This window comes from Chitinophaga silvisoli (assembly GCF_003412465.1).
Classification (GTDB): domain Bacteria; phylum Bacteroidota; class Bacteroidia; order Chitinophagales; family Chitinophagaceae; genus Chitinophaga; species Chitinophaga silvisoli.
This window is the reverse complement of sequence record NZ_QTJV01000004.1, coordinates 762140-786106: the sequence shown is the minus strand read 5'-3', so window position 1 is coordinate 786106 and position 23967 is coordinate 762140. Positions and strand designations below refer to the sequence as shown.

Annotated in this window: 22 protein-coding genes; 15 read left to right on the top strand and 7 right to left on the bottom strand. The window is 44.7% G+C overall.

Annotated elements, in window-relative coordinates; translation table 11 throughout:
* Window positions 1-186 precede the first annotated feature (186 nt).
* Window positions 187-1179, bottom strand: coding sequence for a sugar phosphate nucleotidyltransferase (locus DXN04_RS15235; protein WP_116854338.1), 993 nt, complete (start codon window positions 1177-1179; stop codon window positions 187-189).
* A 235-nt stretch (window positions 1180-1414) separates the two neighbouring features.
* Between DXN04_RS15235 and DXN04_RS15230 the strand changes: the two genes are divergently transcribed.
* Complete coding sequence (locus DXN04_RS15230; RefSeq protein ID WP_116854201.1) at window positions 1415-2692, top strand: serine hydroxymethyltransferase; 1278 nt, start codon at window positions 1415-1417, stop codon at window positions 2690-2692.
* A gap of 136 nt (window positions 2693-2828) precedes the next feature.
* Here DXN04_RS15230 and DXN04_RS15225 read toward each other — a convergent pair whose 3' ends face one another.
* Window positions 2829-3872: a hypothetical protein gene (locus DXN04_RS15225; protein WP_116854200.1), complete on the bottom strand. Its 1044-nt coding sequence runs from the start codon at window positions 3870-3872 to the stop codon at window positions 2829-2831.
* Between the two features lie 254 nt (window positions 3873-4126).
* On the opposite strand from DXN04_RS15225, the gene DXN04_RS15220 reads away from it, so the two are divergent.
* From DXN04_RS15220 to DXN04_RS15205, 4 genes are read left to right on the top strand one after another with little or no spacing between them, the layout of a single operon-like run.
* Complete coding sequence (locus DXN04_RS15220; RefSeq protein WP_116854199.1) at window positions 4127-4957, top strand: ABC transporter ATP-binding protein; 831 nt, start codon at window positions 4127-4129, stop codon at window positions 4955-4957.
* 8 nt (window positions 4958-4965) lie between these two features.
* Window positions 4966-5787, top strand: a complete 822-nt coding sequence (locus tag DXN04_RS15215; protein WP_147319937.1) for a hypothetical protein — start codon at window positions 4966-4968, stop codon at window positions 5785-5787.
* Between the two features lie 11 nt (window positions 5788-5798).
* Entirely contained in the window at window positions 5799-6170 is a 372-nt protein-coding gene (locus DXN04_RS15210) for a GntR family transcriptional regulator (protein WP_116854197.1), read from the top strand.
* A 15-nt stretch (window positions 6171-6185) separates the two neighbouring features.
* Window positions 6186-6875: a hypothetical protein gene (locus DXN04_RS15205; RefSeq protein WP_147319936.1), complete on the top strand. Its 690-nt coding sequence runs from the start codon at window positions 6186-6188 to the stop codon at window positions 6873-6875.
* Window positions 6876-6949: 74 nt separating this feature from the next.
* Here the strand turns inward: DXN04_RS15205 and DXN04_RS15200 are convergent, their stop codons facing one another.
* Genes DXN04_RS15200 through deoC form a run of 3 tightly spaced genes read right to left on the bottom strand, consistent with a single transcriptional unit; the run spans window position 6950 to window position 9277 of the window.
* Entirely contained in the window at window positions 6950-8125 is a 1176-nt protein-coding gene (locus DXN04_RS15200; protein WP_116854195.1) for a M20 metallopeptidase family protein, read from the bottom strand.
* The gene (locus DXN04_RS15195) at window positions 8109-8555 is read right to left on the bottom strand and encodes an SPOR domain-containing protein (protein WP_116854194.1); all 447 of its coding nucleotides are present in this window, start codon (window positions 8553-8555) and stop codon (window positions 8109-8111) included. Before DXN04_RS15195 ends, DXN04_RS15200 begins: the two co-directional genes overlap by 17 nt.
* Before the next feature lie 29 nt (window positions 8556-8584).
* On the bottom strand, window positions 8585-9277 hold the full coding sequence (gene deoC, locus DXN04_RS15190) for a deoxyribose-phosphate aldolase (protein ID WP_116854193.1): 693 nt from the start codon (window positions 9275-9277) through the stop codon (window positions 8585-8587).
* Between the two features lie 185 nt (window positions 9278-9462).
* Between deoC and DXN04_RS15185 the strand changes: the two genes are divergently transcribed.
* Genes DXN04_RS15185 through DXN04_RS15175 form a run of 3 tightly spaced genes read left to right on the top strand, consistent with a single transcriptional unit; the run spans window position 9463 to window position 10541 of the window.
* Window positions 9463-9654, top strand: coding sequence for a hypothetical protein (locus tag DXN04_RS15185; protein WP_116854192.1), 192 nt, complete (start codon window positions 9463-9465; stop codon window positions 9652-9654).
* A gap of 50 nt (window positions 9655-9704) precedes the next feature.
* The gene (locus DXN04_RS15180) at window positions 9705-9896 is read left to right on the top strand and encodes a hypothetical protein (RefSeq protein WP_116854191.1); all 192 of its coding nucleotides are present in this window, start codon (window positions 9705-9707) and stop codon (window positions 9894-9896) included.
* A 15-nt stretch (window positions 9897-9911) separates the two neighbouring features.
* The gene (locus DXN04_RS15175; protein WP_116854190.1) at window positions 9912-10541 is read left to right on the top strand and encodes a hypothetical protein; all 630 of its coding nucleotides are present in this window, start codon (window positions 9912-9914) and stop codon (window positions 10539-10541) included.
* 68 nt (window positions 10542-10609) lie between these two features.
* On the opposite strand, the gene secA is transcribed toward DXN04_RS15175, so the two are convergent.
* Together secA and DXN04_RS15165 are read right to left on the bottom strand one after the other, a co-directional pair.
* A complete protein-coding gene (gene secA, locus DXN04_RS15170; protein ID WP_116854189.1) occupies window positions 10610-13957 on the bottom strand; it encodes a preprotein translocase subunit SecA in 3348 nt (1115 codons plus the stop codon).
* 216 nt (window positions 13958-14173) lie between these two features.
* Entirely contained in the window at window positions 14174-14797 is a 624-nt protein-coding gene (locus tag DXN04_RS15165) for a DUF4253 domain-containing protein (protein ID WP_116854188.1), read from the bottom strand.
* 598 nt (window positions 14798-15395) lie between these two features.
* On the opposite strand from DXN04_RS15165, the gene DXN04_RS15160 reads away from it, so the two are divergent.
* The 7 genes from DXN04_RS15160 to DXN04_RS15130 all read left to right on the top strand — a co-directional run bounded on the left by DXN04_RS15160 (window position 15396) and on the right by DXN04_RS15130 (window position 23943).
* The gene (locus DXN04_RS15160; protein WP_116854187.1) at window positions 15396-16559 is read left to right on the top strand and encodes a Gfo/Idh/MocA family protein; all 1164 of its coding nucleotides are present in this window, start codon (window positions 15396-15398) and stop codon (window positions 16557-16559) included.
* Between the two features lie 6 nt (window positions 16560-16565).
* Entirely contained in the window at window positions 16566-17621 is a 1056-nt protein-coding gene (locus DXN04_RS15155) for a sugar phosphate isomerase/epimerase family protein (protein WP_116854186.1), read from the top strand.
* Between the two features lie 105 nt (window positions 17622-17726).
* A complete protein-coding gene (locus tag DXN04_RS15150; RefSeq protein ID WP_116854337.1) occupies window positions 17727-18143 on the top strand; it encodes a c-type cytochrome in 417 nt (138 codons plus the stop codon).
* A gap of 161 nt (window positions 18144-18304) precedes the next feature.
* On the top strand, window positions 18305-19009 hold the full coding sequence (locus DXN04_RS15145) for a 3-keto-disaccharide hydrolase (protein ID WP_116854185.1): 705 nt from the start codon (window positions 18305-18307) through the stop codon (window positions 19007-19009).
* A gap of 5 nt (window positions 19010-19014) precedes the next feature.
* Window positions 19015-19788, top strand: coding sequence for a ThuA domain-containing protein (locus DXN04_RS15140; RefSeq protein ID WP_116854184.1), 774 nt, complete (start codon window positions 19015-19017; stop codon window positions 19786-19788).
* A 137-nt stretch (window positions 19789-19925) separates the two neighbouring features.
* On the top strand, window positions 19926-23321 hold the full coding sequence (locus DXN04_RS15135) for a ThuA domain-containing protein (protein ID WP_116854183.1): 3396 nt from the start codon (window positions 19926-19928) through the stop codon (window positions 23319-23321).
* 70 nt (window positions 23322-23391) lie between these two features.
* Window positions 23392-23943, top strand: a complete 552-nt coding sequence (locus DXN04_RS15130; protein ID WP_116854182.1) for a hypothetical protein — start codon at window positions 23392-23394, stop codon at window positions 23941-23943.
* The last annotated feature ends 24 nt before the right edge of the window (window positions 23944-23967 follow it).

Genomic DNA, 23967 nt, shown 5'->3' with positions numbered 1-23967 from the left:
CGTAAATGTAAGGAGCTTATCTTAAACGGAAGGTGATGAGCATCAGGACAGAACAATTTCTGTGTTCTTCAAAATTTTCAGGACCCCGGATAACAGTGAAGGGATCATTACTATCGCCTGGTTGTTCCAGGTAGTATTAATCTCTCAGGGCCAGGAAGGAAAGATCACTGCCGTTTAGTGCGCATTTCATCCCAGGTCAATCTCTGTATTATCACCGATGTTCAGGCTTTGACTGAGTCCCCGGATATTCGCATCGCTCCCGATCAGGGAAGACTTCAGCACCACTTCGTACAGGTTACTGTAAGAACCGATGATAGAATCCTTGACGATAGAGTAATTGATCACGGTATTATCACCGATTGCGACATTGGGTCCGATAATAGAATTTTTGATATTGCAACCTTCGCCAATACTTACGGGAGGAATGATAATGGCATTCTCGTAAGGAAGCATGGGATTGGCGGGTACTTTATATTTACTGAGTAAGATAGCATTTGTTTCCAACAGGGTCTCCTTGCGGCCGCAGTCGAACCAGTTACTCACTTTGAAGGGGGTAAACTGCACCCCGTGTTCGATCATGCATTGCAGGGCATCGGTGAGCTGGAACTCATCATGTGAGCGTCTGTGTTCAGTCATATTTCTTTCCAGGCAATCAAACAGCTGGTCGGTTTCTTTGATTTTGTAGATCCCTACCAGGGCCAGGTTCGATTTTGGGATCTGTGGTTTTTCCACGACCCGCATGATATCTCCGGCATCATTCAGTTCGGCTACGCCAAAACTGCGGGGATCATCTACTTTCTTGAGGCCCAGTTGCGAGACGGGGGAGGCGATGAGTTCCCTGATATTTCCTTCACAGATGGTATCGCCCAGTACGATGAGTATTTCATCGTCACCCACTACTTTTTTGGTAAGCAGGATGGCGTGGCCGGTACCTTCGCGTACGTTTTGCTGTACGAAGTGACAGGTGAGGTGAGGATATTTCTTCTGCACATAGTGCTGGATTTTTTCTCCCAGGTAACCGATAACGAAGACGAATTCGGTGATGCCTGCTTCCTCCAGCTGATCAATAATAATACTGAGAATTGTTTTGCCCGCGAGCGGGATTAACGCTTTAGGCTGAGTATATGTATGTGGACGTAGCTTGGTGCCAGCACCGGCTACAGGTATAATGGCCTTCATGTACCGCAGCGATTTGATGTTTTTTAGTCTACCGAGGGCGTGAAGGTAGAACAAAATTTATAAATAGAATAGTAGAAAAGCCCCTACACAGGGAGGAATGCACTGTATGCAGTGCCTAAGCAGTTGAATTAACTGGCATAAACAGGTTTTATAGAAAAAAGTTCTAGTATATGTTAAAATTGAACTATTGACAATCCATAAAATCGATTAACTTTGTCGCAAATTTTCAATGTAAATGCAAAGAGATCAGCAAATATTTAATATCATCGGCCAGGAGCTGGAGCGTCAGCGTCATGGTATAGAATTGATTGCATCGGAGAACTTTACCAGCTTGCAGGTAATACAGGCAATGGGTACTGTACTGACTAACAAATATGCAGAAGGTTATCCCGGACGTAGATATTATGGTGGCTGTGAAATTGTAGACCTGAGTGAACAGCTGGCTATTGACAGGGCGAAAGAGATCTTTGGTGTGGAGTACGTAAACGTACAGCCTCACTCTGGTGCGCAGGCGAATGCTGCCGTATTGCTGGCGATTCTGAAACCAGGTGATAAGATCCTGGGTCTGGATTTGAGCATGGGTGGTCACCTGACACACGGTTCTCCTGTAAACTTTTCTGGTAAACTGTACCAGCCTTTCTCTTATGGAGTGAACAAGGAGACTGGTCTGATCGAGTATGATAAGATGGAAGAGATTGCGCTGAAAGAGAAGCCACAGGTGATAATTTGTGGAGCTTCTGCTTACAGCCGTGACTGGGATTACAAACGCATCCGTGCGATCGCTGACCAGGTAGGTGCTTTTGTAATGGCAGATATTGCACACCCTGCTGGTTTAATTGCGAAAGGGCTGTTGAACTCTCCGTTTGAACATTGTCATTTCGTAACGACTACTACCCATAAGACATTGCGTGGACCTCGTGGTGGTATGATTATGCTGGGTAAAGATTTTGAAAATCCGTTTGGTCTGAAGACACCGAAGGGGGAGATCCGTATGATGAGCAATCTGATTGATACAGCGGTGTTCCCTGGTATTCAGGGTGGTCCGTTGGAGCATGTGATTGCTGCGAAGGCGGTATCTTTCTTTGAGATTTTGTCTGACGATTATACAGTGTATGCTAAGCAGATCATCAAGAATGCACAGGCGATGTCTAAGGCGTTGGTTGAAAAAGGTTACCAGATTGTATCTGGAGGTACTGATAACCACCTGATGCTGATTGATCTGCGTAATAAGAATATTTCCGGTAAGAAGGCTGAGCAGGTGTTGGTGAAGGCGGATATTACGGTGAATAAGAATATGGTGCCATTTGATGATAAGTCTGCGTTTGTGACATCAGGTATTCGTGTGGGTGTTCCTGCGATTACTACCCGTGGTTTGAAGGAAGAGCATATGGGCCAGGTGGTATCATGGATTGATGAGTTGCTGATGGATGCGGATAATGAGGCGAAGATTGCGTCAGTGAGAGGGGCGGTGAATGAGTTTATGAAGCAGTTCCCGTTGTATCCGGAGTTGTAGGATGAATGTGAATTAAAATGTTGTATAGTGAGAAAGCCTCCTGTTTGGGAGGCTTTTTCTATGAGTTTGATATTGACCTGCGGCAGCAAGGAAATAAGGCTTTTATTCGGCTGGGGCCGTGGGTTGGGAATTGCTTCTACTCCTTCATTGATTTTGCAAAATTCCGGATGTCTTCATTGCGGATTTTCCGAAACCCAACAATTGATTTCCCCATTTTAGGAATCAGCGAGTATCCCCATGCCTGAAACATTTCATCACTGATATCCGTGTGGCAAAGCGGCATCCCATTAACAGGATCTATGACCACCGGTACATGTACTTCCATGCTAGGGGTATTTTTGTCAAAAGTAGAAAACACACCTGCAGGTACATAGGCCATCACTGTTCCGGCAAATCCATCTTTCCTGAAAAGCCCTTCCAGGTCTTCGTAGTTGACGTATTTGATGGGATAAGGATAATCGGTGCCTGCTTTCCCTTTTTCAAAATCATCATCCAGCCAGTTATTGCAAAGGATCAGGGTCCTGTCTTTCAGGAAGATCGCATTGTGCTTACTGGTGGATTGCATCATGGCTTTGGCTGCTTTATCATCCACATGTTCAGAAAACACATAGGTGGATAGGCGGATGCCTACGGCCAGGTCCAGGAAATCAGGGAACCGTTCCGACATATTCTGGATATAGAATGGTCGTGTTACATCATTTTCAATGAAGTACATGTTAATGACCGGTACACTCAGATCTTTCGCATCACTTTTCCACACAAGATCAGATGTAAATGTTTGTGCGGACTTGGCATAATGGCTTTTACTGGGTTTCACATGCAGCGATTGACAATCCATTACGATGTAGCTTCTATCGTTCTTTTTGCGGAGCTTTTCGACTTCTTTTTCTGTTCTCTGTTCAATTGTAGCTGTGACTCCATCGACGTTCCAGAATTGTCTGACAACTTCAGGGAAATCCAGGTTTAACTGTTTAATGGCTTGCTTATACTCTTCTGCTTCTGCATGGCTATGGCGACGTAGTTGTTTTAGAATACTCTTATCAGGGACTTCTTTTACTACGATAATTTTAGTCCGTTTTTTCAATTTCTCCAGGTCTTTTGATTTTACGAACTGTGCGGAGGCCACGAATGCAGTTAACAAGAGGCTTAAACTAAGCAAGGCGGATATGGTACCTTTCATAGGGAATAGTTTTAATTTAAACCACGGTGGCAAATATAATTTATTAAAAATTCCTAATGTGTAGAAATGCCGCTACAAATATTTTTTTAACATTTTGGCAGGCCAGCTGGGTTTTAATGAGGGGAAAGTGTGGTCCAGCTGCATTGGTGGCTGAAAAACGCATTATTAAAAATTCTCTTATTGAAATTTGGAATTATCATTTGCTTCTCTATCTTTGTAGTGTACTAGGTAAGTAGTACACTAAATCACTTAATATGATCACTATCCAAAATCTACATTTCCACTACAAAAAGGGTAGGCCATTGTTTGAGGGGTTGAATTTAGAGTTGGAAGCGGGCCACGTTTACGGCTTGCTGGGCAAAAACGGGGCGGGGAAATCCAGTTTGCTGAAACAGATTGCCGGTTTGCTTTTTCCCAGGCTTGGGACATGTAAAGTAATGGGCTACGAATCCAGGCTTCGTCAGCCATCGTTTCTCAGTAACCTTTTCCTGGTGCCTGAAGAGTTTTACCTGCCACAGGTAAGTATTGACCGTTATGTGAAGACCTATGCTCCTTTTTATCCCAATTTCGATGAGAAAGCATTTCAGCAGTACCTGGATGAGTTCCAGGTGCCCCGAAATCAAAAGCTCACAGAGATGAGTTATGGTCAAAAGAAAAAGGTTATCATCAGTTTTGGCTTGGCTACCAATACAAAATGCCTGATCATGGATGAACCTACGAATGGCCTGGATATCCCGTCCAAGAGCCAGTTTCGCAAAGTTATTGCTGCCGCGGTGAATGAAGAGAAATGCATTGTGATTTCTACGCACCAGGTGAGGGATCTGGATAACCTGATTGATAATATAGTGGTGATTGATAATCATAAGATTATTTTCAAGCAGGATGTGGAAACGGTGACAGAACGACTGAGTTTCAGGAGTGTGAAACAACTGGAGGATGCGGAGAATGTGGTGTTTTCCGAAAGTTCTGTGCTGGGGCATGCTGTGATTACTGAAAATGCGGGTGGTACACCAGGCAGGTTAGATATGGAACTGCTCTTTAATGCCGTGCTGGAGCCATCCGGACGGATTAACCAACTCTTTTAATTTCCTTTATGCAAACGAGTAATGTATTTCATGCGCCGAGGTTTGGGGCGTATTTTAAAAAGCATATTGTTGATAATCTGAGATTGTATCTGATGTCGATGGTGGTATTGGTAGGTGTGTTGATTGCTATAGGGTTGATTGGTGTTTTTACCACCAGTAAAAGAGAAATTATTGACGCGAACTTTGTTTTCCCTTTTTACGGCATTCTTTTGTTTGGTGCGGGTTTGATCTTTGCCGGATTTTCATTTATTCAATTAGGTGATAAGTCCAGAGGCATTGATTATTTGCTGTTGCCAGCTTCGCATCTGGAAAAATTTCTTACTACGCTGTTGATTACTACGGTCGGATTTTTACTGGTGTATCATATTGCCTTTTCTGCAGCTACGTTCATTGGTGCGGGGATTGTATCCTTATCAAGGGGAAAACATACGATTAATGGTTATTTCCCTGATGATTTAAAAAATGATATGACGCAGCTTTACCACTGGTGGTTTATGGCGCAGGGTATCATACTGTTGGGATCTGCATACTTCCCTAAATACAGTGTAATAAAAACCTTGTTCGCTGTATTCATTATTGTTTTGCTGATTGGAATAGTAAATATTGCGTTTATGAGCATTTTATTCCATGGTCATTTAATGCATTGGGCAGCATCAGCACCATTCTTTGGAGTTGCGATTGTTGAACATCAGCAAGTGGAAACCTATCGTTCCGTATTTCTGGAGTCTCCGAAATGGATGCGGGATGTGCTGTATTTCTTTTGGAGGTTTATTCTCCCACCCGCATTGTGGGTGTTGGCGTATTTCAGGTTAAAGGATAAGGAGATTTAAATTTTTAACTCATGGAATTTAAAGAATCACAGGCTATATACCTGCAGATTGCGGATTATATATGCGAACAGATCCTGTTGGATAAGTGGAAGGCTGATGACAGGCTGCCATCCGTTAGGGAGCTGGCTGTGCAGACGGAAGTCAATCCCAATACGGTGATGCGTACATGCGAATATTTACAGCAATATGAGATCATCTATAATAAAAGAGGGATTGGGTATTTCGTGGCATCGGATGCGATGAAGCGGATAAAGCAGCTGAAGAAAGAGCGGTTCATGGAGAATGAGTTGCCGCAGTTCTTTCGGAATCTCTACTTGCTGGATATTGAGCTGGATGAGCTGAAGACGCATTATGAGAAGTATAAGCGTTCACATTTCAGGTAATTAAATTTTACAATTATGAAGACTAGTATAAAAATGTTGCTTGGTTTTGCTGGCATCGTATTGTTCCTGGTGCTGGCATCTGATGTAGTGTTGTGGGCGTATTTTAAGAAGGGGATCAATGGGGACGGGACGGTGTTGCGGTTCCCGAAGAAGGGAGAAGACTTATATAATGAGAAGAGGTTTGCTTTACATCCCTTCAAGGCGATTGTGATCAATACTGATGACATACAGATTGTGTATGGTAAGGACAATGACAGTATAGGTATTAGGGAAGCGGATGGTCAGGTTAGTGCCAATTATTATAAGCTGGCAGGAGATACTTTATACATCCTGCCTGTACCTGGTGGCGGAATTTCAGTGTATTGCAAGGAGGTTCAGTATATCAAAATTGCAAAGGATAGTGTGCGTTTGAATGTCATTGATTTAAAACAACCTACGTTGGAGCTTACAGCTATGAATGATTGCTATGTGGATATGACAGGAATAGAAGTAAAGAACTTCACCTATAAAGGTGGCAGTAATAACAGGGTTGTAGCTTATCTGAAAGGGAAATTGGATAACGTAGATATGCAATTAGGTGAATATGGAAGTGTAAACCTGCAGGATATAGCGATTAAAAATTTTGCTCTTAAAGCAGATAAGATGCGGGAATTTTCGTTGGACGAAATAGTATTGTTGAATTTAACGCAGTTTAAAAGAAATTAGATCTGACAATTGATTTTGTTATAAGCAAAGCCATGTTGATAGAGCCCGCTTTTCGGCGGGCTCTTTATATTTTGTTAGATCTGTGTCGCTAAATAAGCCATCGTTCCAATTCCAGTCTCAATCGCGCGTTCATCGATATCAAATGTAGGTGTATGCACACCGGATGTGATACCTCTTGCTGCATTGCCTGTTCCTAAGCGGAAGAAACAAGCCGGGATGATCTGGCTGTAAAAGGCGAAGTCCTCAGCCCCCATTCTCACTTCGGTATCCTGTACATTTTCCTGTCCAAGATATTCTCCGGCTAAGGTCCTGGAGCGTTCGGTTACTTCTTCGTTATTATACAGGCAGGGATAACCTACCAATATATCAATTTCGATCTCTGCGCCCATAGCATGTGCTAATTCAGTCGCCTGTTTTTTGATGATCTCATGGGCTTTAAAGCGCCAGGTTTCATCCATGGCTCTGAATGTACCCATCAGCTTTACTTCGCTGGGGATAACATTGGTCGTATATCCGCCATTGAAAGCACAAATACTGAGTACAGAAGGAGAGAAAGGATTATTGTTACGGCTGATGACCTGTTGTAAGCTCACGACCAGGTGTGATGCCACCAGGATGGTATCGGTGGTGAGGTGAGGTTGTGCAGCGTGACCGCCTTTGCCTTTGATGGTGATATAGATTTCATCGGCACTTGCCATGTACTGACCGGCACGGAAACCCAGTAAGCCGGCTTCCATAGATGGCTGTACGTGCATACCGAGGATGGCATCGGGGCGTGGATTTTCCAGTGCGCCGTCTTTGATCATAAGACTGGCTCCGCCAGGGTGTTTTTCTTCACCAGGCTGGAAGAGGATCTTGATCGTGCCTTCAAATTCATCTTTCAGCTCCTGGAGGATGCGGGTCGCACCCAATACGCAGGTAGTATGTACATCATGGCCACAGGCGTGCATCACACCGGTATTCAATGATTTGTAAGGTACATCGTTTGCTTCTGTGATGGGGAGGGCATCGATATCGGCACGGAGTGCGATGGTTTTTTTAGAAGGATTTTTGCCTTCGATGATCGCTACGATACCGGTTCCGGCTATGCCGGCAGTATATTTCACCCCGAAAGTATCCAGTTGTTGCTGAATGTACTTTGACGTTTCAAATTCCTGGAAGGACAGTTCGGGATTTGCGTGAATATGTCTTCTGATAGCAATGAACTCAGGCGCGTACTTGTGCGCGAGTTCTTTAATACGATTCTTCATTCCCTGCTTCTTTCTCTGGTTGTAGATTAATAATAGCAGGTACGACGAATACGCCGCCAGTGAAGCTGGAAGATAATTTTTCTCTCAGGTCGGCCGCTTCATCCCGGGTTTTGAAATCACCTACGCGTACTTTGAAATAGGGTGCCTGGTAGTCCAGGTAAGTACGGTAGTCAGGGTAGAGTTGCATGACCCTGGCTTTCATGTCGGTTGCTTCATTTCTCTTGTTGGTAGAAATGACCTGTACCCTGAAACCCGGTTGGTTACGGATAGCGAGGGTATTAATATAGATCTGTTTTTTGATCAGCAGGTCGAGCCGGCTGTCTTTTACCACTTTCACACCGCCAGTGTTGGCAGCGGTAAGGGTATTGTCCTGAGCGGAAGCGAGGGTGCCGATCAGTAATCCGGATAATAATATGATTATGTGTTTCATGTTCAGTCTTTTAGCCGATTGGGGTGTGGTTAATATGTGCCTGTGGCACCGTTAGTAGCCTCCCCTTTAGCCTCTTTCATGAGGGCCACGCCGCTGGAAGTTCCCAACCTGGTGGCACCGGCAGCGATCAGCTCCTGGGCGAAGGCAAATGTACGAACTCCACCTGAAGCTTTTATCTGAATATTTTGTGGCAGATGGGCCCGCATCAGTTTTACGGCTTCAACGGAGGCACCTTTTTCGGCGTATCCGGTGGAGGTTTTAACGAAGTCTACACCGTATTTAGCATATATTTCACAACACTTTATGATCTCTTCTTCCAATAATATGCCACTTTCTATGATCACTTTCAGGACTACCTTGCGGGCCTGGTTGCGGATTACGGCCATGATATTGCTGATTTCTTTTTCGATATAGTCCCAGTCTTTGTTTCGGATGGCGAGGAGGTTGGCAACCATGTCGACTTCGTCGGCTTCGTCAACGATGGCGAGGACGAGTTCGGCTAGTTTAGCTTCGATGGCCGAGTAGCCGAATGGGAAGCCGATGACGGTGGCTACTTTGGTGGTGGTGCTGCTGGTAAACGTTTTGGCTACCTTCACGAAGGGTGGGGGAACGCATACTGCGGCGAAGTCGTATTCAACGGCTTCCATGCAGAGGTTTTTGATGTCTTCGAGGGTGGTGGTAGGTTTGAGGACCGTGTGGTCGATGTATTTGTTCAGCTGCATAGTGAAGTGGTTTTCGGGTGCGAAGGTAGGGAAAATTGTAGGATTGTCGGGAATGAACGGGAATGGTTAAAGTGACAAAAAGTTTATGCAGAATGAACAAAAATGGATCGCTGAAACCTAGGCTGGGAGAGGGGAAGGGGCTAACTTTGTGATGTAAATTATTATTCACTATTAAAACACGATGTATGTACGATTTTTTTTCAGATGATTACCAGATCAGGAGGCTTCAGGCGATCCTGGCTAAGGCCCGGGAGGAAACGGCCAAACGTACGCCGGAGGAAAAATTGAAGTATCTCCAAAGTTTTGGGATTGTTGACGAAAATGGTAATCCCAATCCCGGCTATGAATTTTTATGGCGTGACGATAACAATGATTAATTCTAAAAACTTATTTATGTATCTGATTATTCACAATTAAAGCGAGAAGTATGTACGATTTTTTTTCAGATGATTACCAAATAAGGAGGATCCAGGCGAACCTGGACAGAGATAGAGCCATCACAGCAAGACGTACGCCGGAGGAAAAGTTGGCATTCCTCAAAAAGTATGGCATTGTTGATGAAAATGGGAATGTCAATCCCGGGTACGAATTTTTATGGCGTGACGATAACAACGATTAATTCTAAAACTTATCTATGTATCAAATCAAAAAACATCTTATCCTGGGTTTCCACGGTTGTGATGAGGCCATCTGCCAGCAATTAATCAATGCTCCCAATGATTTCCATTTTAATACTAATCCTTACGACTGGTTGGGGCATGGAATGTACTTTTGGGAGGATAATGAGCGGAGAGCCTGGCAATGGGCGCATGAAAAATGTAAACAGGGTAAAATTAAGCGGCCGGCGGTGTTGGGTGCTGTTATTAATCCTGGTCATTGTTGTAATTTCCTGGATTCCAAGTATACTGAGAATTTAGCCGGGTATTATTATAATATGATAGACAATAAGGATGATGTACCTAAAAACAAGGATATTAAATCAGATCCATATAATGATAAATTACTGAGGGAGTTAGATTGCAAGGTAATTGAATATATGCATGAGGATATCAGACGGAATCAGCAAATGGAAAGGGAAAAATTAGGCTTCATCCTTACGCCTGGCTTTGACACTGTCCGCTGTGCATTTCTCGAAGGAGCTCCCGCTTTTCCCGGTGCCGGTATCAAACTCAAAAGCCATATCCAAATCTGCGTTCGTAACCCCAACAGTATCCTCGCTTTCTTCCGTCCTCGTCACACTCACTCCCTTCATCTAGCTGCGTAATCTTTTTTATACAAACAAAAAAGGGTGCCTCAGCCGAGACACCCTTTACTATTTTGATCATGCCAGGATTACAAATCCTTGCCATGACAGTTTTTAAACTTCTTCCCACTTCCACAAGGGCAAGGATCATTTCTCCCTACCTTAGGGCCTACTTTCACCGGATCCTGTTTCATTGGTTCTGCATTCGTAGCATACTCCTGCGCTTCGTGGCCATTGGTAGTTTCAAAATCCTGGTGTGTCGCTTTCAGCTTGCTCATATCAGTACGTTGCTGCTGCTCTCTCGCCTCTCTGATTTGTGCCTGCTGACGCTGTTGCTGCTGCTGTTGTGCACGTCCACCATCGTCCTGCACCGGAATACCACATTTACACAGGAAAGATACAATCTCTTTACTTGTCTCTGCAGTCACTTCTTTAAACAGGTTGAATGCTTCGAACTTATAAATCAGCAAAGGATCTTTCTGTTCCCATACTGCACTCTGTACAGATTGTTTCAGGTCGTCCATTGCACGCAGGTGCTCTTTCCAGGCATCATCAATCAGTGACAGGGTGATATTGCGCTCCAGGGAGTTGATGGTTTCAAAGCCATTGCTGTCTACTACTTTCTGCAGGTTGGCCAGTACGTTTACACCTCTCTTACCGTCAGTGAATGGGATAGAGATGTTCTCGATGTGGTGGCCCTGCTCATCGTAGATCTGTTTGATTACAGGCAGTGTATTCTGTGCGATATCCTGCACTTTACGATGGTAGTTGTCTTTTGCTGCATGATACAGTTTAGATGCCAGTGCATTTACATCACCTTTGGTCAGTTCATCCTGTGTTACATCTACATCGATCGCGAAGTTGAGGATCGCATCCAGTTTCAGTGCTTCCAGGTCACCGGTTTCCCTGTGAGTAGTTGCAATGCTTTCTGCTACATCATAGAATGAGTTGTCGATATCGATCGCCAGGCGTTCGCCAAACAATGCGTGATTACGTTTAGCGTAGATCACAGTACGTTGTTTGTTCATTACGTCATCGTATTCGAGGAGACGTTTACGGATACCGAAGTTATTTTCTTCTACTTTCTTCTGCGCTCTTTCGATGGAACGGGTGATCATGCTGTGCTGGATCACTTCACCTTCTTTATAACCCATACGGTCCATCAGGCCTGCGATACGATCGGAACCGAACATACGCATCAGGTCATCTTCCAGGGATACAAAGAACTGAGAGGTACCCGGATCACCCTGACGACCGGCACGACCACGTAACTGGCGGTCTACACGGCGGCTTTCATGGCGTTCTGTACCGATGATGGCCAGACCACCTGCATCTTTCACACCTGGTCCAAGCTTGATATCCGTACCACGGCCTGCCATGTTGGTAGCGATGGTTACGGCACCTTTCAGACCGGCTTCTGCAACGATTTGTGCTTCACGGGCGTGTTGTTTTGCGTTCAATACATTGTGAGGCACTTTTTCGAAGGTCAGCATCTTGCTCAGCAACTCGGAAACTTCTACGGAGGTAGTACCTACCAGTACCGGGCGGCCTTCTGCCTGCAGTTTCTTCACTTCTTCGATGACTGCCCTGTATTTGTCACGCTTTGTTTTATATACTAAGTCCTCATTATCCTTACGGGTAATAGGGAGGTTAGTAGGGATGGTAACAACATCCAGTTTGTAGATTTCCCAGAACTCACCGGCTTCTGTCACCGCTGTACCGGTCATACCTGCCAGCTTGTGATACATACGGAAGTAGTTCTGCAGGGTTACGGTAGCGAATGTTTGTGTAGCAGCTTCTACTTTTACGTTTTCTTTCGCTTCTATCGCCTGGTGTAAGCCATCGGAATAACGGCGGCCATCCAGGATACGACCTGTCTGTTCATCTACGATCTTCACTTTTCCATCCATTACCACATATTCCACATCTTTATCGAAGAGGGTGTATGCTTTCAGCAATTGCTGTACGGAGTGGATACGGTCAGATTTCTGTGCGAAGTCCTGCAGCAGGGCATCTTTACGATGCAGTTTCTCATCGGCAGTGATGTCCATCTTTTCGATCTCAGCGATCTCAGAGCCTACATCAGGCATGATGAAGAAGTTTGGATCTTCACCGGATTGAGTGATCAGGTGAATACCTTTATCTGTCAGGTCAACGGTGTTGTTTTTTTCGTCGATGCTGAAGTACAGTTCCTCGTCTACCTTTGGCATTTCGCGCTGTTGGTCGGCGAGGTAATAGTTTTCAGCTTTCTGTAATAATACTTTGATACCTGGTTCGCTCAGATATTTGATCAGCGCACCATTTTTAGGTAAACCACGCCATGCACGCATCAGGGCCAGACCTCCTGTTTTAGGATCGTCTTTACCTTCAGCGATCAGTTTCTTAGCTTCGAGCAGGTATTGGTTGGTAGCCTGGCGTTGTGCTTCGATCAGGCGCTGGATGCGGGGTTTTAATACATGGAACTCCTGTTCTTCACCACGGGGGATAGGACCGGAGATGATGAGTGGGGTACGGGCATCGTCCACCAATACGCTATCCACCTCATCCACCATGGCAAAGTGGTGCTTACGTTGCACCATTTCGTCTGGTGTATGCACCATGTTATCACGGAGGTAGTCAAAACCAAATTCGTTGTTGGTACCATAGGTAATGTCAGCCAGGTAGGCGGCACGACGATCAGCGGTGTTAGGCTGGTGCTTGTCGATACAATCTACGGTGATACCCAGGAATTCGAAGAGAGGGCCGTTCCATTCGGAGTCACGACGAGCGAGGTAATCGTTCACAGTTACTACGTGTACGCCTTCGCCAGCCAGTGCATTCAGGTAAGCAGGCAGGGTAGAAACGAGGGTTTTACCTTCACCTGTAGCCATTTCGGAGATCTTACCTTCGTGGAGTACGATACCACCGATGAGCTGTACATCATAATGTACCATGTTCCAGGTTACCTGGCTACCAGCAGCAGTCCAGGTATTCTTCCACGTCACTTTGTCACCTTCAATGCTCAGGTAATCTTTTTTTACTGCCAGGTCTCTGTCCAGCTGAGTAGCTGTGGCAGTGATGGTTGGATTATTGGTGAGGCGGTGTGCGGTTTCTTTAACAACGGCAAATGCTTCAGGCAAAATTTCCTTCAGTATTTCTTCGATTTGTTTATCTCTGTCTTTCTTCAGCTTATCTACTTCCTGATAGATAGTATCTTTTGCAGTTACTTCTTCAGTCTGTTCAGCTTCCGCCTGTTTCTCAGCAATTACACCGTCAATCTTCGACAAATGGGCTTTGATCCGTTGGCGAAAATCCTGCGTTTTGTTACGCAGCTGGTCTACAGGCAGGGATTGCAGTTTTTCATACTCCTCGTTGATCTTCTTCACCACAGGCATGATCGTGTTGATGTCTCGCTCCGACTTATGCCCGCCAAAAAGTTTTGTTAAAAAACCTAACATGTCTAGTTTATTACGAATGATTGTTAAAATAGTTGTAGGGCCATAGGATGCCTATGCTCCATTCCGTTTCCTTACCCAAATATTATGCTTGGAAAGCGACCGATGACAAGGTGTCAGCTGTTCGGGTTTCTGGCAAGGCCCGTAAAATTAGGAATTATTTGCACATAGTGAAGCTGTAATGCCGTAGGATGACAGTTAAACCAGAAAAAATAAATTTTAATCCCACCAGAGGTACAATGTTTTGGTGTCTTTCAGCTCCTGGACCAGATCTTCCACATTTCCAACACCTTCTTCTGCTATATCCGGACAAAAAGCATGGATCTCCCTGGCAAATCCTTCGAGTTCCGCAGGGGGAATATGGACTATACGGGCTTCAAACCAGTCGTTGCCTGCTCCAAGTATTTCCAGTGAATAGCGCCTATGCCAGTCATGCAGTCTGATCAGCAGACTATCATTAGAAATATCATAATTAGGAGCAGCCGTACATTTTATCTTAATAATGTCAAACTGATCTTTGGATTTAATCAATGCATACTGGTCAGGAAGATTGCCATAATTCTCTTCGGATTTAAAGAGGAGATAACCTGCTGACAGCAGCTTTTTGCGGATGCGCTCATATTTTTCAGGCTTTGGGTGATATTCAAACTCCAGTCCTGCGTCTTCTCCCAGGACATGTAAGGGTGCCGTGGTCAGGGTGCGGATAGCGGATAGAGCGCTCCGCTCAATATGAAGGGAATCAGCCAAAATACGATCCTGTTCACTGATAGGTACCTCTTTTCCCATGTAGGTGCAGGAAAAAAGGAGGATGGCAGCTGCAAAGGATACAAGAACTTTGCTCATAGGTAATATTATATAGTTCTCAATGTACAAAATTGAGTATAACCGGACAAGCCCATGTATAAACTGATTTGAACCCAGGTAATTAAAATCAGCGCTACTCAAAACGCCCGCTTATGCCCCATATAATCAATTCCTTTATTTGTATTATACTGGTTGTAATAGTATGAGACGTAAAAAGTACACGTTAAAAAAAAGATATTATTAACGACCGTTTAACACCTTCATTTGTTACAACAGTCTACCTTTACAGTATTAGGGTTTTCATAGGATAGTAAAACAAGAGCCGGATAGTCTTATCAGGCTCTTTTTTTTTATATAAAAAATTGTTTGTTAGTTGTTTACATTCTTTCTGCTTACATTCTTCCTTAAGCTTCACTATAACATTTTTATATTACAATAACGAGTTTGAATCAACGGGAATACAGCTATTTCCTGCAAATGTGAAATTTCATGACGAAATTTCCCCGGAGTTTTCTACATTTAAAAGCTGTGGAGTAATGACGTTATGAGATAAAATCACGTGCACAAGGTCCCGTTTCATGCTGCGGGATGCGAAAAACAACTCAAACCTATCATAAAGAACAAAAAGTTATTGCAAATGAACCGTAAGTTAAGAATGGGTATGATTGGGGGCGGAAAGAATGCCTTCATCGGTGCTATTCACAGAATCGCAGCGAATATGGATGGTCTGATTGAACTAAAAGCAGGTGCCTTCAGTTCTGACCCGGAGATCTCCAAAGCCTCCGGTGAAATGTTATTCCTTCACCCCGACAGGACTTATCCTGACTACAAGACGATGCTGGAAGCGGAAGCTAATAAACCGGCAGATGAAAAACTGGATTTTATTGCCATTGTTACACCCAACCATGTGCACTTTGAACCAGCGATGCTCGCCCTTGAAAAGGGGTTCCATGTAGCGATTGACAAGCCCATCACATTTACCCTGGAAGAAGCCAAACAACTGAAAGCAAAGGTGGATGCTACAGGTCTCTCCCTGCTGCTCACCCATACTTACACTGGTTATCCCATGGTAAAGCAGGCAAAGCAAATGGTGAAAAATGGTGTGTTCGGAAAAATCAGGAAGGTATATGTTGAATATCCCCAGGGCTGGCTCAGCACCTTTTCTGAGAAAGACAGTAAGGGCGCTGCATGGCGTACAGACCCCAGCCGCTCCGGAAAGGCAGGCTGTATGGGCGATATTGGTACACATGCTGCCAATCTGGCTGAGTATATCAGTGGATTGAAAATCGACAAACTGTGTGCTGATCTCAATATTGTGGTACCAGGTCGTGCCCTGGATGATGATGGAGGTGTGTTACTGAAATTTGATAATGGTGCTTCCGGTGTGCTCATCGCCTCCCAGGTAGCTGCCGGTGAAGAGAACAACCTTACTATCAGAGTATATGGTGAAAAAGGAGGTATTGAATGGCACCAGATGGAACCTAATACCCTGCTGGTAAAATGGCTGGATAAACCGACGGAAATCTATCGCGCCGGTAATGGCTATGGGTCGCTGCAAAGCAGTTTTGCTATCCACAATACCCGTACTCCCGGCGGACATCCGGAAGGATACCTCGAAGCCTTTGGGAATTTGTATCGCAACTTCGCACTCACGTTGCAGGCTAAACTGAAAGGTGAAACACCTGCTCCTGAAGCACTTGATTTTCCTGGTGCGGAAGACGGCGTGAGAGGCATGGCCTTCATTGAGAATGTTGTGAAATCGGGACAGAGCAATGAAAAATGGACAAAATTTGAAATCTAATCTATTATGAAAACTATCAAAGGACCTGGAATATTCCTGGCGCAGTTCCTCGGTGATACTGCCCCATTCAATACACTGGAGAACATCTGTAAGTGGGCTGCAGGCCTTGGCTTTAAAGGCGTACAGATTCCTACTTCGGATCCCAAAATATTCGATCTGCAAAAAGCTGCTGAAAGCAAAACTTATGCTGATGAAATAAAAGGCCTGGTGCAATCTGCCGGCCTGGAAATCACTGAACTCTCAACGCATTTACAGGGGCAGCTGGTAGCTGTGCACCCTGCATTCAGTGACCTGTTCGATGCTTTTGCGCCTGCCGATAAAAGAGGTAAACCTGCTGCACGTACGGAATGGGCGATCCAGCAATTGAAGTATGCTGCGCAGGCAAGCCGTAACCTGGGCCTGAATGCACATGCTACTTTCAGTGGCGCATTGCTCTGGCATACGGTATATCCATGGCCACAGCGCCCTGCGGGCCTGGTGGAGACCGGTTTTAAAGAACTGGCAAACCGCTGGCTGCCTATCCTCAATGAATTTGAAGAAAATGGTGTAGACCTCTGTTATGAAATTCATCCTGGTGAAGACCTGCATGATGGTGCTACTTACGAGCGTTTCCTGGAGGCTACGGGCAATCATAAACGTGCTTGTCTGCTCTACGATCCAAGCCATTTTGTATTACAATGCCTGGATTACCTGGAGTACATCGATATCTATCATGAGCGAATAAAAATGTTCCATGTAAAGGACGCTGAATTCAATCCTACAGGCCGTTCCGGTGTATATGGCGGTTACCAGGGTTGGGTAGACCGGCCGGGCAGATTCCGTTCCCTGGGAGATGGCCAGGTAGATTTCAAGGCGGTGTTCAGCAAACTGACACAATATGATTTCTCAGGCTGGGCAGTGATGGAGTGGGAGTGCTGTCTGAAGCATCCGGAAGATGGTGCGAGAGAAGGGGCACCGTTCATCAAAGATCACATCATTCGTGTCACAGAAAAGGCGTTCGATGATTTTGCCAGTGCTGGTGCGGACGAAAGCCTGAACAGGAAAGTGCTCGGCCTGGAATAAGGGGCATTTCATCATAATTATAGTATTTAAAGTAGAAGGTTGCTTATATTACACAATCTGTATTTTGTCATAATCTGAAACAGGACTTATAAAATGGAATCTAAAATGAGAATGCGTTATCTGGCACCATTTGTATTAAGTGCATTTTTCTTAGCCTCATGTGGTGGCAGCGATAACAGCAGCGAGAAAAAAGACACATCAGCAAGCAGCAGCAATGAAGCGCCTGTTGATAATTCAATGGTGAAACAAGGAGCGGCAGAAGCAGCAGCTTCGAAAGGTGCAGGCCTGATTGCACAGTCGGACTGCCTGACCTGTCACAAAGTAGACATGAAAGTGGTAGGCCCGGCTTACAAAGAGGTAGCAGCCAAGTATGAACCCACTGATGCAAACATTGCTATGCTGGCAGACAAGATCATCTCTGGCGGTAGTGGCCATTGGGGCGAAGTTCCCATGCAGGCACACCCTAATGTAACGAAGGAAGATGCCACCGAAATGGTGAAATACATTCTGTCTTTAAAGTAGTTTAAATAATTATCCGTAGCGGATTACGGATAGAATAAATTTACGGGTCTCAACTATGTCATTCTGTGGGTGATCTGCGGAACCATTGTATGCCACGTATATTGATTCTTTCGTAATCCGCTTTTGCTAAAATTCCAAACCCAAACAAATCCATTAATCATATGAAATTGCTCATTCCCGTTTTGGTGCTCAGTCTTTCGTCGGCCGCTGTTTTCGCGCAACAACCCAACACTTTAACTGCAAAGGAACAAAAGGACGGCTGGAAATTATTATTTGACGGCAAGACAACCAATGGCTGGCATTCTTACCTGAAAGAATCGGCTACTGACAGGTGGAAAGTACAGGACGGTGCTTTTGTACTGGATACCGCTGTGAAGAAAGGTGGTGGCGACCTCGTGACCAACGATGAATTTGAAAATTACGACTTTACCTACGAATGGAAAATCTCCGAAGGTGGCAATAGTGGCCTGATCTTCAGTGTACACGAAGATCCAAAATATGGTGCTACTTACCTGACAGGTGCTGAAATGCAGGTGCTGGACGATGCCCGTCATCCTGATGGTAAGTATCCTAAACATAATTCCGGCGATTTGTATGACCTGAAAAAGGCTACCAAAAACGCTGCAAAACCAGTAGGAGAGTGGAACAAAGCGCGCATCCTGAAGAAAGACGGTCACCTCACTTTCTGGCTCAATGGCACCAAAACCATTGAAACCACTGTTGGCAGCGATGAATGGAAAGAGCTGTTAGCCAATAGTAAATTTAAAACCTGGGAAGGGTTTATGAAGTTCTCCAAAGGACACATCGCGCTGCAGGACCATGGCAACGTAGTGAGCTATCGCAGTATCAAGATCAAAACACTGTAATTAATATGAAAAAACTGTTTGTTGGTATGATATGTACCACGGCATTGTTGATGCTGTATCCTATGACCCGGCTCATGGCCGCGGCACGCCCACGTTTGCTGGTGTTTTCCAAAACAATGGGCTTTCGGCATGATTGTATTCCGGTGGCCAAAGTGGCCATGATACAACTGGGACAGGAAAATGGCTTTGATGTGGATACTACTGAAGATGCCGCTGCCTTTGAATACAAAAATCTAAAAAAGTATGCGGCTGTGTTATTTTTAAACACTACAGGCAACGTATTAGACGATAAGCAACAGGCCGCTATGGAGAAGTATATTCACAAAGGCGGTGGGTTCATGGGTATTCATGCTGCTACTGATACAGAGTATGACTGGCCATGGTACAACAAGCTGGTGGGTGCATGGTTCACCAGTCATCCAAAACAACAAACAGCTACCCTCAATGTGGTGGATAAAAACAATGATGCCACCCGTCACCTGGGCGATACATGGTCCAGATGGGATGAGTGGTACAATTTCAAAGATCTGAACCCGGATGTACATGTGCTCATAAAAATAGATGAGCACAGCTACGAAGGTGGAAAGAACGGCGATAACCACCCGATGGCATGGTATCATGATTTTGAAGGTGGCAGAGCTTTTTATACGGAACTGGGGCATACCAAAGAATCGTATAGCGATAAGACGTACATGCGGCATGTGCTGGGTGGACTCAGATATGTGATGGGCTTGAAAGCTGCTGATGCTGATGCCGGAAAATCAGGGACCTATTACTAATCATAAGGAGGAGGTTGTATCAAAAGTAATTTGATGGTGCTGAGTATTTGTTAAAAGAAAATACGCTCCATCACTTACCCGGGCCCAACCGGGTAAATATACTTTTGATATAACCTCTTTTAACGAAAACAACTATCATGCAATTGAGGTATGCTATTTACCTGGCTGCGCTATGCGGAATCATCCTTTCCGGTTGCCAGTCAAAGACCAGACCCGGTAATCCCAGGGTGCTGGTATTCTCGAAAACTGCCGGATTCCACCACGCCTCTATTCCTGCCGGTATTGCGGCTATTGAAAAACTGGGTAAGGAAAACGGATTCGATGTAGACACGACTACGAATGCCGATATGTTTGTAGAAGATACCCTGCAGAAATATGCTGCTGTCATCTTCCTTAACACCACCGGTGATGTATTGAACAATTACCAGGAAGCGGATTTTGAAAGATATATACAGTCCGGCGGCGGTTATGTAGGTGTACATGCTGCAACTGATACTGAGTATGAATGGGGATGGTATGGCGGCCTGGCAGGTGCTTACTTTGATAACCATCCTGCCGGTACACACAAGGCAACCCTGACTGTAAAAGATAAATCATTTGGTCAGTTGCCCGATAAATGGGAACACGAAGATGAGTGGTATAATTTCAAAAAGATTAGTCCCAATATCAAAGTTATTATGACTGTGGATGAGAAGACTTATGAAGGTGGAAAGAATGGTGATAATCATCCTATCAGCTGGTACCATGAATATGATGGTGGCCGTGCGTTCTACACAGAACTTGGGCATACGGATGCTACTTATAAAGAAGAGAATTTCCTGAAACTGCTCCTGAGCGGTATTAAATACGCCATTGGCAAAAACCAGGTACTTGATTACAACGTGGCTACTACGCTGAGAGTGCCTGATGAAGACCGTTTCACAAAAAATACTCTTACCTCAGGTGAATTCTTTGAGCCTACGGAAATGACTATTCTGCCTGATCTCAATATTCTTATCGCACAGCGCAGGGGTGAGATCATGTACTTTGATCAGCAGGCGCATAAGCTGACGCAGGCGGGCTTTTTAAGGGTATATTATAAAACAGAAGTTCCTAATGTAAACGCGGAAGAAGGGGTACTGGGTATCAGTGCTGATCCTGACTTTGCGACGAATCATTTCGTGTATATTTATTATTCACCGGTAGATACATCTGTGAACAGGCTGAGTCGTTTTACTTTTGAAAATGGTAAGATTGACAGTGCTTCTGAGAAGGTTGTACTGCAGCTGTATTCTCAGCGTAATATTTGTTGCCATACAGGAGGGTCTATTGCTTTTGGTGCAGACCACCTGCTCTACCTTTCTACTGGTGATAACTCTACGCCATTCGATGAACCTGGCCAGCAATATGTATCCAAAGGCTATGGTCCGCTGGATGACCGCCCGGGGCACCTGAATTATGACGGCCGTCGCACCTCTGCGAATACCAATGACCTGAGAGGAAAGATCCTGCGTATTAAGATTAATCCGGATGGTACCTATACCATTCCTGATGGCAACCTCTTTAAGAAGGGTACTGATAGGACCCGTCCTGAAATTTATGCAATGGGTACCCGTAATCCCTACCGTATTTCTGTCGATCGTAAGACGGGCTATGTGTATTGGGGTGAAGTAGGACCTGATGCAAACAATGATGATCCTGAACGTGGTCCGAGAGGCTATGACGAGATCAACCAGGCGAAGAAGCCGGGTAATTTTGGTTATCCTATGTTTGTAGGTAATAACTATCCTTATCATCGTTATGATTATGAAACAGGTAAAGCAGGTGCTCCTTTTGATGCTGCAAAACCTGTGAATGATTCACGTAATAATACCGGTATCAGGGATTTACCACCGGCTACACCGCCTATGATCTGGTATCCGTATGATAAGTCGCCTGACTTCCCATCAATGGGTAGTGGTGGACGTAATGCGATGGCGGGGCCTGTGTATTACAATGAGTTTTATCCACAGGAAACCCGGTTCCCTGATTATTACAATGGTAAGTTCTTCATTTACGATTGGGTAAGGGGCTGGATTAAAGCGGTGACGTTTGACAAAGACGGTAATCTCTCCAAGACGGAGCCTTTCATGCCACATACCAAATTCAATGCGATCATTGATATGGAAATGGGACCTGATGGCAGGATTTATGTATTGGAATATGGTAATGGCTGGTTTAGCAAGAACAAAGATGCAGGGTTGTCAAGAATCGACTACAATGGCGGCAATCGTGCACCTGTAGCGAAGATCCAGGCCAGCAAACTATCAGGTGGTTTACCATTCAAAGTGAAACTGAGTGCAAAGGGATCTTCTGATCCTGACCACGATCCGCTTACTTACATCTGGTACCTGGGGAATGGAAATAAGAAAGAGACCAAAGAACCAGAAACAGAAGTGACTTATACGGTAGCCGGTGAATACGCGGTATCTGTAGAAGTGGTGGATGATAAGGGGACCAGCACAAAGAGTGAAGGCATTGCCCTGTATGCGGGTAATGAAACACCTGAGGTGAAGATCAACCTGACTGGCAACAAGACATTCTACTTCCCCGGCAAACAGGTAGCGTACGATGTGCAGGTGGCAGATAAGGAAGATGCGGCGAATATCAAACCAGAGAATATGTACATCCGTGCAGAATACCTGGAAGGGAATGACCAGGCAGGCATTCCCCAGCAAGGGCACCAGATTATCACAGGTGTAATAGCGGGCAAGAACCTGTTTGAATCAGGTGATTGTAAAACCTGTCATAAACTGGATGAAAAATCGATCGGACCAGCTTTCAAACAGGTAGCTGAGAAATATAAAGATGATCCGAATGCGAAGGATTACCTGGCCAATAAGATCATCAAAGGTGGTGGTGGTGTATGGGGTGAGACAGCTATGTCAGCGCATCCTACTCTTACACAAAGTGAAGCGCATGAGCTGGCGGAGTATGTGATGTCTCAGGGGGCAGCTAACAAGGTGGCGGCATCCCTGCCACAGAAAGGAACAGTTTCACCTACTGCCGGCAAGCCGGAGAAAGACAATGGCATCCTGTACCTGATAGCTAGTTATACAGACCAGGGAGGACCTAATATTCGTCCGCTAACGGGTACGGCTACTGCTACTTTGAGAAGTCCTAAGCTGGTGGCAGCAAATTATGATCAGTCTTTTGGTGTGACGACTTTTGAGGCAGATGCTATCAAGTTCCTGATTCCGACTGCGAATAGCTGGGTGTCATATAATAACCTGGATCTCACTGGTGTGACGGGGGTTGGTATTGCTTACTATACACAGGAGGCTTTGCAATATGGGTATACTGTGCAGGTGTTCCTGGATAAGGATGGCGGTACTAAGCTGGGAGAAGTGTTGATAGGACCGGGAGCGAAGGTGAAAGCGCCGAATGCAGCTACGATCAATTTTGCGCCGGTAGCTGATGGCAAGCTGCATAATCTGTATATTAAGATTACTGCGGCAGATCCGGCGGAAAAAACATCGTTCGGTATCAGCAGATTTGAGTTGTTATCAAAATAGTTTCTTTACACTTCAATTTCATCTAAAAAGCTTTTGTCAGTAATGGCAAAAGCTTTTTTATTTTTGAAATATGTTAACTATCTCACTGTTAGATTTTATAAGAACTGGTTGTTTTGGTTCAATTACCTTAGGATCCCATGTGGATGAAGTGAAGGAATTGTTGGGTGGCGATGAGGATTTCGGCGATTTTGGTGAAACTCAGATAATCAAGTATGGCTGGTATGAGTTTTTTTACTGGACGGATACCGGGATCATATTCGGTATTCAGAATGATCATTTACAGGCTGATTGTGCAAATCATGGGGACATGATTTTCTTTTCGAATGATACCTGGATCATGGATGTGGGTTTTCTGAAAGAGAATGAGAATATTACTTTCAGGCAGGTACGGCAAATGCTGGAGGAGCAAAATATTGCTTTTGTAATAGAACCGGTATACGAGGGGTGTGAGGAGCAGCTGATCAGGTGTGTGGATACCAATGTGAAATTTGACTTTGATGATGTATATAGTTTTGCGGAATTTGATGGAGGGGGTAATTTCAGTGGGTTTATTAATACACCATTGCAGCACCAGGATGATTATATTTTAAATGGCATTCGCTTATTCAATCTTGAAAGGTAATTACTTACCTTTCAAGAATCTATA